This window comes from Sphingomonas sp. 8AM, from assembly GCF_902506455.1.
Lineage (GTDB): Bacteria > Pseudomonadota > Alphaproteobacteria > Sphingomonadales > Sphingomonadaceae > Sphingomonas.
The window spans coordinates 775,748-791,623 of record NZ_LR733844.1 but is presented as its reverse complement, the minus strand read 5'-3'; the positions used below and the strand labels follow the sequence as shown (position 1 = coordinate 791,623).

Here is a 15,876-nt window from a genome sequence, read left to right as displayed (position 1 = left end):
GCGCCGCCTGGTCAGGCGTGCAGTCGCATCGCTCCGATCCCCGGATCGGTTCGCCCCGGCCGGTCGCCGCAGACGCGCCCGGCGAAGCGACGCACGAATGCCGGCGCCTCCTCGATCGTGACGGTCAGGTCGTACCAGTAATCGCTGAGCGCCAGTGTCCACAGGTCGGACACCGTCGCGGCGGCGGCGACGACGTGCCGCCGCGTCCGGTCCGCGCCCGGATAGGCCGGGTCGAGCGTGACCACGAACGTGCGCGGCACCGCGCCGCGATTGGCGAGCGACAATGCCACCCCGCTGTCGTGCGGGCGCGGAGCGAGCAGGACGTCGGCCTGCGTTGCGGCGTTGCCGGCGTAGCGCCGGTACAATCCGTCCGGCCCGGTCAGCGTCAGGTCATAGGCAGTATCCGCCGCCGCATACCAGTCGTCCGCGGTATGGGTGTCGCCAGCTCCGACCGTGAAATGCCACGGCTCCTCGATGTCGCGATTGTCGCGTACCGTCAGCACCGCGCCGGTCCGGCCGTGGTTCGCCATCGTGATACGCAGCCGGCCCTGCGCGGTGACCAGCGCATTGACGTCCAGCGTGTAGGGCAAGGCGCGCGAGGGTCGCTGCCCGGGGAGTTGCGGGGTCGGCGCCTGCCGCACCGGTATCGCAGTGGCGACACCCGCCAGCGACCGCGCTACGCGCTCGCGGAAATCGTCGGTGGCGGGCAATTTCGGTACGGCGACATCCTGCCCGCGGAAATCAAACGCCGAGGTCAGATCCCCGCAGACCGACCGCCGCCACGCACTGATGTTCGGTTCGCGCACGTCGAACCTTTTTTCGATGAAGCGCAGCACCGACGTATGATCGAACAATTCGGAGCAGACATGCCCGCCGCGTGTCCAGGGCGAGACGATCACCGTCGGCGTGCGGATCCCCAGCCCGATCGGGTGCGTGCCCGGCGACAGCGGTTCGGCCGCGTCGTACGACTTGGCCTCGCCATCGATCGGGACCGTGCTGTGCCCGCGATACGTGCCGACCGGCGGGACCGGCGAGGGCATATGATCGTAGAAGCCGCCGGGCTCGTCGTAGACCAGCAGGAACGCGGTCCCGGCGAAGACCTCCGGATGGTCGACCAATGCCTCGATCAACCGCGCGGTGACATGTTCGCCTTTCGCAGGTTCGGCGGTTGGATGTTCGGACAGATCAGCGGCAGTGACGATCCACGACACCTGCGGCAGCGTTCCGGCGGCGATATCGGCGCGGAACGCCGCCACGAGTTGCTCGCCATCGGAGCGCGTGCGGTCGGGGCCGCCCTTATGCTCGCTTACCCACGACCGGCCGCGCCGATAGAGTTCGGACCCGGGCGGACACGGGCGGAACGCGGGAAAGATCGACAACAGATTGTCGCCGAAATTGTCGTATTCCTGATAGACCTTCCACGAAATGCCGGCGGCGTGCAGCCGTTCGGCATAGGTGGTCCACCGATAGGCATCGGGGCGCAGCGGCTTGTCCTGCCGCATGTCCGCGCTGGGGGTTTCATCCTCGCCGTAATTGGTCATCTCGGGATCGCCGCCAACCATGCCGCCGCCGTTGCAGCCGGTGAACAGGTGCAGCCGGTTGGGATAGGTCTGGGTCAGCGTCGAGGCATGATAGGCATCGCAGACGGTAAACGCGTCGGCGAGCGCGTAATAGAAGGGCAAATCGCCCGGGCCATAATGTAGCATGCGCATATGTAGTTCGCCGGTATGCCCCCAGCGATCGCAGCGCCCGCGGTTGAAAATGTGGATGTTGTGCGGGTGCGCCTGGTTGCCGCCGTCGACCTTGAACGCGCGCGTCGTCGTCGAATCACCGTGATAGGGGAGGACATGCCCGTCGGGATGCTCGTCGGACGGCTGTGCCCAGATCGTCGCCCCGCCGGGCAGCCGTAGCGGGCGTGGGTCGCCGAACCCGCGGACGCCGTTGAGCAACCCGAAATAGTGATCGAACGAGCGGTTTTCCTGCATGTGGATCACGATATGCTCCACGTCGCGGATCGTGCCCGTTCGCCCCGAGGGCGCGATCGCCAGCGCGCGATCGAGCACGCCGGGGATCAGCGTCGCCGCCGCACCCGATGCCCCGCCCAGAAATCCGCGTCGCGTCGTCCGGTTCATGTTTGCCTGTCCTCAACGAACCCGCTACCACTGAATTGGTATAGTCCAATTGCGACATTGGTGTGAATCAGTCGCGGGCGAGGGGGCGCAAGAAACCAGTGGACATGATCGATACCATTTTCGAGCTGTTCGATCGCTACGGCAACCACAGCTATGGCGAGGACACGACACAGCTGAGCCACGCGCTGCAATGCGCGGCGCTGGCGCGGGCCAATGGCTGTGCCGACACGCTGGTGGCGGCGGCGCTGCTCCACGACGTCGGCCAGTTCGTCGAGAATGCCGGGTTGATGGCCGAGGGGCGCGGGATTGATGCGCGGCACGAGGATCTGGCGTATCGCCTGTTGTCCGGGCACTTCCCGCCCGCGGTGATCGATCCGATCCGTCTGCACGTCGCGGCGAAGCGGTACCTGTGCGCTGTCCAACCGGGATATGCTGCGCGCCTGAGCGCCGCGTCGCGATTGAGCCTCGGCCTGCAGGGCGGTGCCATGTCCGACGACGAGCGCGTCGCGTTCGAGCGGGAACCGGCCCTCGCGGATGCGGTGACGCTGCGGTTGTTCGACGATGCGGGCAAGGTGACCGATGCCGACGACGTCGACCTCGCTTCCTATCGGCCGTTGCTCGTGTCGCTGCTGATCACTGAACAGGGATCGAGCTGACAATGAAGGGCTGCCAAGCGGCCGACGTCGGGTCCAGGGCATGGCGGTCTTGACCGTGCGGCCGGACGTGGCGATGAACCCGCCATGCTCAGGACGGCGAGGCCCTTATGACGGCGAGGAGCCGCGGTACGATGCCGATCGCTCCGCCGGACGCCGATGGCGGTCCGCACTACATTGCGCTGCGCGACCAGATCGCGCTGAATATCGGCATGGGACGGGTCGCACCCGGTGCGCGGCTGCCCTCGGAGCGCCAGTTGCAGATCGAGGCGGGCACCGCGCGCGGCACGGTGCGCGAGGCGCTGTTCCAGCTGGAGGCGGAGGGGCTGATCTATCGCCGCGATCGCAGCGGCTGGTACGTCTCGCCGCCGGCGGTCACCTATGACCCGACGCGGTGGAGCGGGTTCATGACCTATGTCGCCGAACAGGGGCGCACCCCGTCGACCGAATTGCTGAGCCAGGAAACGGTGCCCGCGTCGTCGGGGGTGGCCGACATCTTCCGGCTCGTCCCCGGACGGCCGCTGTACGCGCTCCGTCGCCGCCGCTCGATCGACGGGCGGCCGGTGCTGGTGGAGCGGATCATGGTCGATCCCGCGCTGGCGCCGGGATTGCTCGATCATCCGCTCGACGGATCGCTGACGCGGGTGCTGACGAGCGTCTATGGCGCAACGGCCGTGCGCAATCGCGTCGACATGCGCCCCTGCGCGCTGGTGAAGGCGATCGCCGACGAACTGGGCGCGAAGTCGGGGACACCCGGGTTGCTGGTCGTGCGAACCAGCTTCGACGCGGCCGGGCGCGTGATCGAATATGACGAGGAATATTGGCGCCACGACGCGATCCGCATCCACGTCGACCTTACGGTGCGCGTCTAGGCGTTGAAGCACGTCGTTCCGGCTTTGATGCGGGTTCCCGCGTCTGGCCTGGTCGCCAGCGGAAAGCGGAACCCGGATCGGGTCAAGGGCGACCTGACCCGACCGGCGGACGGCGAACAGTTCTGAAGCGGTTTCCGACCGTTCTGCCTCATCAAGATTGCGCCACCAAGGATGCTGCCGAACAGCGCCGCAAAGCAGGCGCCGCTCTAGCCGATCGGCAGTCGTACCAGCGCGGCGGGCAGGTCAGCGACGCTGTCGACTACCTCATGCGCGCCCGCCGCCCGTAGCTCGGCCGTAGCGGCCTCGATCCTCCGCTGGCGCTCGGCGGCGTCCAGCGCCTCCAGCGAGCCACGATCCAGCCCGATCGCGTTGCCGGTCGCGGCGACACCGATCGTCCACACTCCGGCCGCGCGGCCCTCGGCAATCCCGGCCACGGCATCGTCCACCTTGACGCAGGCGGTGACAGGCCATGCATCGAGCGCGATCAGGTTCGCCCAGAGCATCAGCGGCGAGGGACGGCCGCTGGGCGTCTCGCCGGCGCAGACGAGATGATCGGGCGCATAGCCCTGCGCGGCGGCGCGCGGCAGCACGTCTTCCATCATCGCGCGGGTATAGCCGGTGCACGATCCGGTCCGCACGCCCGCCGCCCGCAACCGCGCAACGACATCGGCTGCGCCGGGGATCAGCGTCGCCGTGTCGCGCGCGGCGTCGCGCATGATCGGGCCGATCCGCTCCAGCAGCCGCGCGGCGTCGGCGGCGGTCGGCTCGGCGCCGTGCACCGCGCGCCATGCCGCGGCGACGCGCGCAGTGGCAAGGATCGCGGCGATATGCTCGCCCTTCGCCAGCCCCATGTCAGCGCGCGCCTCGCATTCGTCGATCGGCACCCCGGCATCGGCAAAGGCGCGCAGCAATGCCACGACCGGCGCGCGGCTGCCGAAATCGATCATCGTGCCCGCCCAGTCGAACACCACCGCCTTCAATCCGTCGATCACGCCAGCACTCCTTCTTCCACCAGCGAGGCAACGACATCCTCCGCCAGCGCGAACGCGGTCGACGCGCCGGTCCCGCTCGTCACCACCACCAGCCGCACGCCCGTCATCGGTGCCTCGACCAGACTGTGACGCCCGGCCACCGCGGCATAGCTGCCGGTCCAGCGTTCCAGCACCGGCGGGGCGGCACCGAACAAAACGCGCCATTGCGCCACGATCGCGTCGTCGATCGCGGTCTGCGCGAAAGGCTCCGGGGTGTCTGCGTAGACATGACTGTCGCCCACTATCAACGTGCCGTCGTCAGACTGTACCGCAATGAGATGAATGCCGTGCGTCATCGCCGTGGGCTCTTCGACGGCGAGGCTGGCACGGAGCGCTGCGGCTTCCGGCAAGGCCGCATAGCCTTCGTAGCGGATCAGGCTGAGGTCGCTCATCACCGGTGTCGCGAAGCGCGTCGGCGGCTCGGCGAGCCGCAGCATCTGCAACGTGCAACGGCGGATGCCCGCGCGGGCGAAGGCGTCCGGGAACAGCGCCGCACCGTCGTCGCCCGGACAGGCGATCACGGCCGGGGCGGTATAGGTTCGCCCGGCGGTGATGACGCCGCCCTCTACCACCTCGATCGCCGCGACGCCGCGCCTGATCGTGACGCCATGCGCCTGTTCCAGCCATGCCGCCAGCCGCGGGATCGCCGTTCGCGATTCGACCCGCAGGTCGTAACGGCTGTCGAGCGCCGCGCACGCCGCGCCGGGCGCGACCGGCAGCCGCGCCGCGAGTTCGGCGGCGGACAGCATCCGGCAATGCTCGCCCATCTCGGTCGCGGCGAAGGCCTCGAGCACCGCCGCGGCCGCGGGCCGGCGCGCGATCACCGTCAACCCCTCCTGTTCGATCGCGATACCGGCCGGCCCGGCCAGTTCGCGCCAGATCGCGGCGCTGCGCCGCGCGAGCGTCCAGACCGTGCCGCGCGCCTGTCCGGTGACGGTTACGAAGCCGAAGTTGCGGATCGATGCGCCGTTCGCGCGCGCATCGCGGTCGAGCACCAGCACGCGTGCGCCACGCCGGCTCGCGGCGAGGGCATGGGCGAGCCCGACGATGCCCGCACCGACCACGATCACGTCGTACGTCATGCCGCCTCCGCCGGACGCGTGCGCCCGAAATGCAGCGCGGAGATCGCGGTCAGCACCGCTACCGCGACCGCGGTGACGTAACCGGCGTCGACGAAGAACGGCACCCACGCCATCTTCGGCGCCGCGAGACTGCGATAAAGGAGCAGTGCAACGCTGCCGACATAGCCCGAGGCGTCGGCGATATAGATCAGGAACCCGGCATTGGCCGCCTGTCCGACCGCGGCGACCATCCGATCGAAGAGCATCGCATTGTAGGGCGTATAGGCGAGGTACAGCCCGGAGCCGGTCAGGATCATCCACGCCAACGGCCCGATCGCGTGGATCTGAAACGCGAAGGTCGCCGCGCCCAGCAAGATCGCCCCCAACATGATGACCGCGTGCATCGCCAGCACCGCCTGGCGGTTGTCGCGCACCGCCATCAATCCCGCCAACCCCGCCAGTGCGAGGATCGCGACCGGCACTTCGCTCTGCGTGAGGATCGCGGCATCGCCCCCGGACCCCATCGCCGCCCACATTTCGGCGGCGAAATTGTCGCGGAAGTCGCGGAGCGCGGTCAGCAGCACATAGCCCGCGACCAGCAGCGCGATCGCGATGCCATGCGCGTGAAGGAACGCTACACGGGCCGTCCGCGGCATCGGCACGCGCGCGCGCCGCTCGGCGATATCGCGCGCGTCCGGCGGCGGCATCCGTTCCAGCAACGCGACGCACACCAGCAACAGCGGCACGAACGCCAGCCCGGTTGCCGCCGGCATCCAGAAGGGACCGACCCCTGCTTCCAAGATCAGCGTCGCGACCGACTTCACCACACCGGAGGACAGGATGAAGCTGGCGCATAGCATCGCGCCCAGCAATTCCGAGGTGCGACGCCCTTCGACATAGCTGAACACGAGGCCCCAGATCAGCCCCAATGGCAGACCGTTCAGGAACAGGCACATGATGTTCCATGGCGGCGCGACGATGCCGAACAGCAACAGCGCCACCCACGACAGCGCGATCAGCAACAGGATCGCGTGACCACGACCGATCCGCCCGAATTCGGCGATCACGCGAATGCCGATCAATTTGGAGAGCGCATAGCCGACGACCTGCGCGATAAGCAGCACCGTCTTATAGTCGACGGCATGGTGCCAGCCGGGCACCACGGCGAAGGTCGCCGCGGCAAACGGCTTGCGAAAGGCGTACATCGCGAAATAGGTGCCGAACGCCGCACTTCCATAAACGAGCGAGTGGAAGGCCGCCTTTATACCGGCGGTGCCGCGACGACGCTTTGCGATCAGAAGCTCCGAGTTCATACATCTGGTATGGTCCAGAAGAACTACAGTGCTGTTACATCGCCAGCCGGTAAGCCATGCTCCCGTTTCGGCGTGCTCGAGCGACGCGTCACCGGCTCCGCCTCGCAGCCTCCGTTTGTCCGCCTGCCGCAGGGCGGCGGGTTTCAGTCCCGGCAGCTGTTCCGGAAGACGGATGCGGCGGTGCTGCGGGCTTGCGGTATGGAACGGGTGGGTACGCTGATTATGATCCCAGCGTCATCAGCGCGGATCCGACGGCGCCTTGCGCCGGATGGCCGTCGTTGACGCCCACGAAAAGTCGAGAGCGTCAACGGCCAGCGTCACCTTGATCGGCGTCAAAATTTCAAGCCCGCACGGAGGCCGATGGTGCGGGGCGCAATGGGGACGATATAGGGTCGCTGATCGCATGATCCGCATTGCTGGAAGCGTGAGATCTGGCCGCGTTCGTCCCACAGGTTTCGGATGAAGACCTCGAACGTGTAATTGGCGACTTCGCCGCCGATCGACAGGTTCGCGCTGGTATAGGGAGCCAACCTGCCTAACGCGGCGGCTTTCTCGAGCCGCAGGTCGGAGGACGCCGAACTCTGGTGCGCGACGAGGCCCTGCACGTAGACGCGCGCCGCGCCGATCGGCACCGTGTAGCGCGCCGTGCCGCTGAGCTTGAAGCGCGGGGTGATCGGCAGGCGCGTCCCCGCCGGGGCGAGGATCTTTGCGCCCTCCGCGTTGCAATCCACCGAGTCGCACAGGTCGGTGCGGGTCCGGGCGTTGGTGTAGGAACCGGCGGCGGTCAGCGAAAGGCCGCCGAAGGTCACGTTGGTGTCCATTTCGATCCCGCGGATGCGCGCGTCCGGGCCGTTCTGGATCACCGTAAAGCTGTTCTCGCCGAGGAACGAGAACTGGAACTGGTCCCAGTTCTGCTGATACACCGCGCCGTTGAACCGAACCGCGCCGCCGGGTAGCGTGGTTTTCCACCCGATCTCGTAATTGGTCAGGAAGTCGGCCGCGTAATCGCCGACGTCGCCGCGACGGTTGATGCCGCCGGGGCGGAAGCCGCGCGAGGCGGTGGCGTAGAGCAGAACCTCGTCGGTCGGCTTCCATGTCGCGTTGAAGCGGTAGGTGACACCCTGACCATCGGCGCGCTTGGGTGCCACTCGGTTGCCGTCGGGCACGCCGAGATTGACGCACGGAATCGCGCCGACATCGGGCGTGGTCAGGAAAGCGGTTGTGTCGCCGCCGTTGAGATAGGCGTCGCGCAGCGTGCCGCCGCCGGCCATGTAGCAACTTGCTGCGCCGGTGCGCGGGCTGCCGGCGGCGTTGAACGGACTGGCCGTGTAGGGACGGCCGTCCGCGGGATCGACGCCGGGGTTGCGGCCGAAGCCGAAGAAGCCGACCAGCGAATTGTCGTAGATGAAGACGCGGGCGCCCGCGGTGAGCGTCAGCTTCGGAGTGAGGTCGTAGCTCGCCTCGCCGAAGACCGCATAATCCTTGTCGACGCGGTGCTGGCGCGTCAGCCACAGCGTACCGGGATAGCCGTTGACCGAGACCTGCGATCCAAGGTTCGGGATCTGATAATCCTGGAAGATCAGGTTACTCTGCCGCTGGTAGAAGGCACCCGCGACCAGGCGGAAGGGCCGGTCGACCGGCGAGGCGATGCGCACTTCCTGACTGAGCTTCTTGAAGTGATCGCGGCCGATCACGCGCTGGCGTGGGTCGATCGTGTTGCCGGCGTTGTCCTGATAGTAGAAATAGCCCGCCAGCCCACCGACCGACGAATATAGCGAGTCATAAGCCTCGGAATAATCGGTATAGTCGCTCGACTGCACCGCGCGGCGATCAAGCAATGCGCCGGCATAGGTGACGTCCCAGTTGCCAAGCTGGCCCTCGATGGTCAGCGCGGCCTGCGCAAAGCGGTCGCGACGGTATTCGGGGTAGAAGCGCTGCACCTCGAGATCGCCGACCTTGGGATCGTAGCCATAGCTGCCGTGGCTGTTCTGCTCCTGATAGAGCAAGGTGGGCGTCGCGGTCCAATTGTCGTCGAGGTCGATCTTGAGCGCGGCGCGCCCGCCATAGGTCTCGGTGTCGTTATAATCTTTCTTCACATAGGTGGCGTTGTCGACGCTGATCCCGCCCTCCTCCGGCAGGAAGCGGCGTGTGCCGGGGACGTTGTCGATGAAGCCGGCGTCTTTCTGGTAGAACCCGACCACGCGCAGCGCGACGCTCTCGCCGAACGGGATGTTGAGCATCCCCTCGCTGGTGTAGCCGATGCCGCCCGAATGCAGCATGTTCACCTCGCCATCGACGCGCCCGTAGAAACCGGCGGTGTCTGGCTTGTTGGTGATGATGCGGATCGTTCCCGCCTCGCTCGATGCGCCGTACAGCGTGCCCTGCGGGCCCGCGAGGCTCTCGATGCGCGCAATATCGTAGATGTGAATGTCGAGCGTGCCGCCGATCGTCGTGACCGGCTGCTCGTCGAGATAGACGCCGACCGAGGGCAGCGACCCCGAATGGTTGCCGTCGCCACCCGAGGCGACGCCACGCATGTAGACAGTGGTGACGCCCGGCTGCGATGACTGGAACGCCACCGATGGCAGCAGCTGCGTGTAATCGGTAAAGTTGGAAACGTTCAGCTGGTCGAGCCGGCGCGTGCCGATCGCCTGCATGCTGATCGGGACGTTCTGAATGCTTTCGTCACGTTTTTGTGCGGTGACGATGATGTCGCCATCGGCGGTGGTGGCGGTGGGTGACTGCGACGGGGTGTCGGCAGCGGTCGTCTGGCCGGAGCCGGCCTGCGCGCCGGCGGGAGCGGCAAACGCCGCAGAGGCCAGCAACGGAACGAGCACGCGACGACGGAAGCTGACCACCACAACAATCCCCTTTGTTGCGACTATGTGACGACATGCTGCAGCGCGGCAGGGGCGCGGTCAATCCGCTCAGGAAACATTTTATCTTAAAAGCTTCTAGTGATGAAATTGTCACGCTGGCGACGCGAGGGTCGGCGCAAGAGGATAACAGGGGATCACATCGCCGAGCGCTTGCTCCAGCGGTGCGAGATGTGCGGCGAACGGTCGCCACGCGCGATCGCCGCCGCGGAAGATCGGCTGTCGCACCTGCTCGGACGAGGCAGTGCGGACCGCGCGTTCGGTTTGGTGCGAGGACAAACAGGCGAGGTCGAACGGCAGCCCGCAGGCGTCCAGCAGCGCGCGAATATGCGGCTCGGGCGCGTCGACCAATTGTTCGTGGATGACGCGGTGAACACGGCCGGGCTGCACGGTGTCGACGTGCGCCATCATCCGCACGTAATCGCGATAGTAATGCCCCATGTCGTCGAGCGCATAGCTGAAGCCCTGACCGCGCGCGAAATGCTGCTTGAAGTTTGAGAAGCAACAGGCGCGCGGATCGCGGCGTGCGTCGATGATCGTGGCATTGGGCAGGACCAGCCGGATCAGCGCGACATGCGCCCAGTTGTTCGGCAGCTTGTCGACGAAGAACGGCCGGTCGGTACGCCGCTGGACAGCGGCGCGGCGAAGATACTCCTCGCCCAGTTCGCGGGCACGCTCGGCGGAGAGGGTCGCGAGCCCCGCGGGATAATCCGCGATCCGCCGCGCGAGCGCGGGCATGTCGGGCAATTCGGTCGTGCCCTCGACCGACGGGTGGCTGGCGAGGATTTGCTCGACCAGCGTCGATCCGGCGCGCGGCATGCCGAGGACGAAGATCGGATCAGGCGCAGGGCAGCCCCAGCCGGCGCGCGCCGCGAAGAAGTCGACGGTGGCGGTCGCGACGATCGCATCCACGAAGCGCGTCGTCTCACCGGCGTCATAGTCGATCTGCGTCCGGCGCAACGCGTTGCCGGCGGCGTAATGCGCAAACGCGCGATCGGCGTCGCCGCGCTCTTCCCACGCCTTGCCGAGCGCGAAATCGAGATGGAACCGATCTTCGGTCGTGATGGCCGGGTCGGCAAGCGCAGCGGTCATCGCCGCGACATCGGCGTCGTCGAAGCGCACGGTCTTGAGGTTCGCAAGGCTCCACCATGCTTCGCCCAGATCCGGGCGCAAGGTGATGGCGCGACGATAGGCGGCGATGCCGTCCGCCTGCCGCCCGACGGTCTTGAGCATATGGCCGTAGCTCATCCAGACCTTCGGCTGCGCGGGCGCCGCGCCGAGCACGCGTTCGTAGAGTGCGATCGCCTCCTCGAACCCGCCCAGCCGGCCGAGTGCGGCGGCCTTCAGGTTGGCGTGGCCGAGATGATCGGGCTCGGCGGCGAGCAACGTGTCGAGTTCGGCGAGCGCGTCGACCGCGCGGTTCTGACGATAGAGGACGATCGCGAGATTGGCGCGCGCGGCGGTGAAGCCGGGGGCAAGCTCGAGGGCGCGGCGCAGCAGCGTCTCGGCATCGCGGTTGCGCCCGATCCGCCCGGCCAGTTCGGCGAGCATCCGGATCGCGCGCGCATCGAACGGTTCGCGCTTCAGGTAATTGCGCAGCAACGGCTCGGCGATGTCGAGCCGATTGTCGTGGAGCGCCAGCGCGGCGTCGACTAGCAGGGCAGGGAAACGGGCAGGGTGGGGCATGGACGAACGAGCAGACCACGGCGCGGCGACCGGATCAAGCGCGGGACGTCCGGAAGGAAAGGGCGCGCTCGGCTTCTGGGGCGCGCTGGCGCTGGTGATGGGCAATCTGATCGGGTCGGGGATCTACCTGCTGCCCGCAACGCTGGCGCCGTTCGGGGCGAATGCGACGTTCGGCTGGGTGTTGACGATCGCGGGAGCGATGGCACTGGCGTTCGTCTTCGCGCGGCTGGCGGCGGCGGTGCCGCAGGCGGGCGGGCCTTACGCCTATGCCGATGCGGCATTCGGCCCCGCGGTCGGGTTCGCAACGGCGTGGAGTTACTGGACGCTGATCTGGGCCGGCAATGGCGCGGTGGCGGTCGCGGCGGTCAGTGCGCTGAGCGTTGCGGTCCCCGCACTTGCGCCGCATGCGGCGATTGCGGCGGTGGCAATGGTGTGGGTGTTCGTCGGTGTGAACGTCCGCGGGGTCGCGGCGGCGGCGCGGATGCAGATGGTGACGATGGTGCTGAAGCTGGTGCCGCTCGCCGCGGTGGCGCTGCTCGCCGGCTGGCTGCTGCTGACCAGGGGAGGGGCGGCGGTGGTGCACGATGCGCCGATGCCATTGGCGGCGGGGACGATCGCGGGCGCAGCGGCGCTGACCTTCTGGGGGTTCCTTGGCGTCGAGTCTGCGACGGTGCCGGCCGACCGGATGCAGAATCCGGCGCGGACGGTACCACGCGCGACGCTGATCGGCACCGCGGCAGTGGGGGTAATCTATCTGATCGTCTCGGGCGCGATCACCGCGCTGATGCCGCGTGCGGCGGTCGCGGCCTCGCCCGCCCCAATCGCCTATTTTCTCGGCAGCGCGCTGGGCGGCGCGACCGCGCAAGTGGTGGCGCTGTTCGCGACGGTGAGCGCGCTGGGGACGCTCAACGGCTTCGTGCTGCTGCAAGGCGAGGTGCCGCGCGCGATGGCACGCGGCGGGGTGTTCCCGCGCTGGTTCGGGCGCGAAAATGGCGCCGGAGTGCCGGTGCGCGCGCATGTGCTCGCGGGCGTGCTGGTGACGGCGGTGACGCTCGCCAACTACACGCGCGGGATGGGCGACCTGTTCGCGTTCGTCGCGGCGGTGTCGTTGGCGGCGGGGATGCTCGCCTATTTCGTCAGCGCGCTGGCGGGCGTGGCGTTGCTGCGCGGCGATATGGCGGGACGCGCCGCGGGACTTGTTTCGGCCGGGTTCGTCGCGTGGCTCTCCTATGGGCTCGGCCTTGAGGCCAATGGCTGGGCGCTGGTGCTGCTGCTCGCGGGCGTGCCGGTCTATTGGTGGGTCAGGCGCGCCGCCGCCAGCGGCCGATGAGGCTGCGGTCGGCAAGGATCGCGTGCGCGGCATTGTGGCCCGGCGCACCCGTCACCCCGCCGCCGGGATGCGTCCCCGATCCGCACATGTAGAGCCCGCGGATCGGCGCGCGATAGTCGCCATGCCCGAGCACCGGGCGCGCGGACCAGAGCTGGTCGAGGCTCATCCGCCCGTGGAAGATATCGCCGTCGGTCAGCCCGAACTTGCGCTCCAGATCGAGCGGCGAGTGGATCTGGCGCGCGATCACCGACTTCTTGAAATTGGGGGCGTGGCGGTCGACGGTATCGATGATGAGGTCGGCCACCTCCTCGCGCGCATCGTCCCAGCTCCGGCCGCCGGGCAATTGCGGCGCGAATTGTTGGCAGAACAGGCTGGCGATGTGCATCCCCGGTGGCGCGAGGCTGTCGTCGACCGTCGTCGGCAGCTTCATCTCGACGATCGGTTCCTTCGACCAGCCGTGCACCTTCGCATCGTCGAACGCGCGGTCCATATAGTCGAGCCCGGGGGCGATGATGATCCCGGCGGTGTGATGCTCGGCGCGTTCCTTGCCGGGCAATACGGTGAAGTCAGGCAATTCGCTGAGCGCGACATTCATGCGGAACGTGCCCGATCCGGTCTTGAACCCGGCGACGCGGCGGCGGAAATCGTCCGGCATGTCGCTGGCATCGACCATCTGGTGGTAGAGCATCGCCGGGCCGACATTGGCAGCGACGATCGGCGCAGCGATCTCCTCGCCGCTCTCCAGCACCACGCCCGCGGCCTTGCCGCCATCGACCAGCACGCGCGCGACCGGGGCGTCGAGGCTGATCTCGACCCCGGCGTCGAGGCACGCCGCCTGCATCGCCTGCGTGATCGCTCCCATCCCGCCGACCGAATGGCCCCACGCCCCGAATTTGCCGTTCACCTCGCCGAAGACGTGGTGGAGCAGGACATAGGCGGAGCCCGGCGTCGACACGCCCGCGAAATTGCCGACCACCGCATCGAAGGCGAACGCCGATTTGACGTGATCGTCCTCGAACCAGCCGTCAAGGAACTCACGCGCGGATTTGGTGAACACATCGAGCAGGTCGCGCTGCGCCGCGATATCGAGCTTGGCGAGCGGCCAGCCCTGTCGCGCCGCGGCGACCACCTCCGCCAGCCCGCCGCCGGCATTGGGCGGGATCTTGAGCGCGAGATCACGCAACACCTGCGCGACGCGTTCCAGCGCGGCATCGTAGCGCGGATAGGCCTCGGCATCGCGACGGTTGAAGCGCGCGAACTGCTCCTGCGTACGCGCCATCCCGCCGCCGAGCGTCAGATAGGTGTCGGGAAAGGGGAAGAAGTTGCTGATCGTCCGCTCGATGATGCGGAAACCGCGATCGTGCAGCTTCATGTCCACGATCACCTTCGGGCGCAGCAGGCTGACGGTGTAGCTCGCGGTGGAGTTGCGGAAGCCGGGGTGGAATTCCTCGGTCACCGCCGCGCCGCCTACGACGTGGCGGCGTTCGAGCACGCGCACCTTCAGCCCGGCGCGCGCGAGGTAGAAGGCGCAGACCAGCCCGTTATGCCCACCACCGATGATGAGTGCGTCGTAATTTGCGGTCATCTTGCCCCCGTCGCCCCGCGCAGGCAGGGGCTCATGTCTGTTTCGTCCGTCACGCCGTTCCGACACGGAGACGACGCGTCTGTGTCTGATCTGGCTCGTTCACTCGACCGCCATCGGCCCCTGCCTGCGCACGGGCGGCGGGGAGGCGCGAGACCAACCCGGCGGCGGCGCACGATGCAGCCGTGCCTCCGGGATGCGCGCGCGGATCTTGGCGGCGAAGCTGCGCAGACACACCTCGCTCGCGCCGATCGGGCCGGCGGTGTAGCTGGACGATGCCATGCCCTGTTGCACGCGCTCGATCAGCCACGTGTCCTCGGCGTTGACGGTCCGGTTGATCCGCCAGTTGGCATAGCGCGTCAGCTTCATCTCGCGCCGCGTATCCGGTAAAGCGAAGGTCATCTCACGCAGCACGCATGTCGTCGGGGTCAGCGGTAGCCATTGCATGAAGTCGATCTGGTCGGCGTAGATATCGAACGCCATGTTCGGCCACAGCTTGTAATAGAGCCAAAGCCCCTGGTTCGCCTCGGGCAGATGGTCGACGCGCGGCAGATGCGTCTGGTAGAAGCGTTCCCAGACATTGTCGGAGGGGCGATCGACGAGCTGTCCCGACATCTTGTCGACCCAGCCCGCCGCCCCGATCGCATAGCTTTTGCCGAACAGCCGGGTGAGCCCGTCGTGCGCGACCGGGATGTGAAGATTGTCGGAATAATTGTCGCCGACGTTCTTCCAGTTCACCGCGCGTTCGCGGCACCGCACGTCGCCGATCCGGCGCATGTCCGCGAAGCGATACGGCGCGATCTCATGATCGTAGGGCGCCATCATCTCCGCGACGCCCGGCCCGCCATCATCCTCAAGCCGGACGAACACGAAGCCGCGCCAGCAGTCAACCTCGACCGGGATCAGCCCGCTGGCGTCCACATCGAGCGCCGGATAGTCGCGGCGCATGGGCACGCCGCTCAAGCGCCCGTCCAGCTCATAGGTCCAGGCGTGGTACGGGCACACCAGCTTGCGCGCGCAGCCGGCGTCGCCCTCGACCAGCCGCATCGCGCGGTGGCGGCACACGTTGTGGAAGGCGCGGATCGCGTCATCGGCGCCGCGGACGACGACGAGGTTCTCGCCCAGATACGACAAGGTACGCCATGCGCCGGGCTGGTCAAGGTCGCTCTCGTGACAGACGATCTGCCACGACGGGCGGATGACACGCGCACATTCGAGCGCAAAATATTCGGGATCGGTGTAGAGCCAGCCGGGCAGGCTCCAGTCCGCGTCGGGATCACGATCAGGCAGCTCGGCCGGGCGCAGCATAGGAGGTTCTCGCGTGCTTGTTGCACGAACGT

Annotated in this window: 11 protein-coding genes; 3 read left to right on the top strand and 8 right to left on the bottom strand. The window is 67.6% G+C overall.

Annotated elements, in window-relative coordinates; all coding sequences use genetic code 11:
• Positions 1–11: 11 nt before the first annotated feature.
• Complete coding sequence (locus BACI71_RS04015) at positions 12–2,132, bottom strand: phosphocholine-specific phospholipase C (RefSeq protein WP_159755349.1); 2,121 nt, start codon at positions 2,130–2,132, stop codon at positions 12–14.
• A 104-nt stretch (positions 2,133–2,236) separates the two neighbouring features.
• Here BACI71_RS04015 and BACI71_RS04010 point away from each other — a divergent pair, with 104 nt between their 5' ends.
• Both BACI71_RS04010 and BACI71_RS04005 read left to right on the top strand, forming a co-directional pair.
• On the top strand, positions 2,237–2,788 hold the full coding sequence (locus tag BACI71_RS04010; RefSeq protein ID WP_159755346.1) for an HD domain-containing protein: 552 nt from the start codon (positions 2,237–2,239) through the stop codon (positions 2,786–2,788).
• 131 nt (positions 2,789–2,919) lie between these two features.
• Positions 2,920–3,657, top strand: coding sequence for a UTRA domain-containing protein (locus BACI71_RS04005; RefSeq protein ID WP_236552804.1), 738 nt, complete (start codon positions 2,920–2,922; stop codon positions 3,655–3,657).
• Between the two features lie 206 nt (positions 3,658–3,863).
• On the opposite strand, the gene phnX is transcribed toward BACI71_RS04005, so the two are convergent.
• The 5 genes from phnX to BACI71_RS03980 all read right to left on the bottom strand — a co-directional run bounded on the left by phnX (position 3,864) and on the right by BACI71_RS03980 (position 11,624).
• A complete protein-coding gene (gene phnX / locus BACI71_RS04000) occupies positions 3,864–4,649 on the bottom strand; it encodes a phosphonoacetaldehyde hydrolase (RefSeq protein WP_159755339.1) in 786 nt (261 codons plus the stop codon).
• The gene (locus tag BACI71_RS03995; protein WP_159755336.1) at positions 4,646–5,770 is read right to left on the bottom strand and encodes a TIGR03364 family FAD-dependent oxidoreductase; all 1,125 of its coding nucleotides are present in this window, start codon (positions 5,768–5,770) and stop codon (positions 4,646–4,648) included. Before BACI71_RS03995 ends, phnX begins: the two co-directional genes overlap by 4 nt.
• Positions 5,767–7,062 (bottom strand): DUF5690 family protein, encoded by a 1,296-nt coding sequence (locus BACI71_RS03990; RefSeq protein WP_236552803.1) that lies wholly within the window; start codon positions 7,060–7,062, stop codon positions 5,767–5,769. Before BACI71_RS03990 ends, BACI71_RS03995 begins: the two co-directional genes overlap by 4 nt.
• Positions 7,063–7,394: 332 nt before the next feature.
• Positions 7,395–9,923, bottom strand: coding sequence for a TonB-dependent receptor (locus BACI71_RS03985; protein ID WP_159755333.1), 2,529 nt, complete (start codon positions 9,921–9,923; stop codon positions 7,395–7,397).
• Between the two features lie 108 nt (positions 9,924–10,031).
• Positions 10,032–11,624: a tetratricopeptide repeat-containing sulfotransferase family protein gene (locus BACI71_RS03980; protein WP_159755330.1), complete on the bottom strand. Its 1,593-nt coding sequence runs from the start codon at positions 11,622–11,624 to the stop codon at positions 10,032–10,034.
• Between BACI71_RS03980 and BACI71_RS03975 the strand changes: the two genes are divergently transcribed.
• A complete protein-coding gene (locus tag BACI71_RS03975) occupies positions 11,623–12,954 on the top strand; it encodes an amino acid permease (RefSeq protein ID WP_159755327.1) in 1,332 nt (443 codons plus the stop codon). The genes BACI71_RS03980 and BACI71_RS03975 overlap by 2 nt on opposite strands.
• On the opposite strand, the gene BACI71_RS03970 is transcribed toward BACI71_RS03975, so the two are convergent.
• Positions 12,926–14,539, bottom strand: a complete 1,614-nt coding sequence (locus BACI71_RS03970) for a phytoene desaturase family protein (RefSeq protein WP_159755324.1) — start codon at positions 14,537–14,539, stop codon at positions 12,926–12,928. The genes BACI71_RS03975 and BACI71_RS03970 overlap by 29 nt on opposite strands.
• 99 nt (positions 14,540–14,638) lie before the next feature.
• The gene (locus tag BACI71_RS03965) at positions 14,639–15,844 is read right to left on the bottom strand and encodes an aromatic ring-hydroxylating oxygenase subunit alpha (protein ID WP_159755321.1); all 1,206 of its coding nucleotides are present in this window, start codon (positions 15,842–15,844) and stop codon (positions 14,639–14,641) included.
• Positions 15,845–15,876 lie beyond the last annotated feature (32 nt).

Coding starts and splice junctions, on each gene's coding strand:
- BACI71_RS03990 (WP_236552803.1), bottom strand. CDS start 7,062: ATGAACTCGGAGCTTCTGATCGCAAAGCGTCGTCGCGGCACCGCCGGT.
- BACI71_RS04015 (WP_159755349.1), bottom strand. CDS start 2,132: ATGAACCGGACGACGCGACGCGGATTTCTGGGCGGGGCATCGGGTGCG.
- BACI71_RS04005 (WP_236552804.1), top strand. CDS start 2,920: ATGCCGATCGCTCCGCCGGACGCCGATGGCGGTCCGCACTACATTGCG.
- BACI71_RS04010 (WP_159755346.1), top strand. CDS start 2,237: ATGATCGATACCATTTTCGAGCTGTTCGATCGCTACGGCAACCACAGC.
- BACI71_RS03970 (WP_159755324.1), bottom strand. CDS start 14,539: ATGACCGCAAATTACGACGCACTCATCATCGGTGGTGGGCATAACGGG.
- BACI71_RS03995 (WP_159755336.1), bottom strand. CDS start 5,770: ATGACGTACGACGTGATCGTGGTCGGTGCGGGCATCGTCGGGCTCGCC.
- BACI71_RS03980 (WP_159755330.1), bottom strand. CDS start 11,624: ATGCCCCACCCTGCCCGTTTCCCTGCCCTGCTAGTCGACGCCGCGCTG.
- BACI71_RS03975 (WP_159755327.1), top strand. CDS start 11,623: ATGGACGAACGAGCAGACCACGGCGCGGCGACCGGATCAAGCGCGGGA.
- BACI71_RS03965 (WP_159755321.1), bottom strand. CDS start 15,844: ATGCTGCGCCCGGCCGAGCTGCCTGATCGTGATCCCGACGCGGACTGG.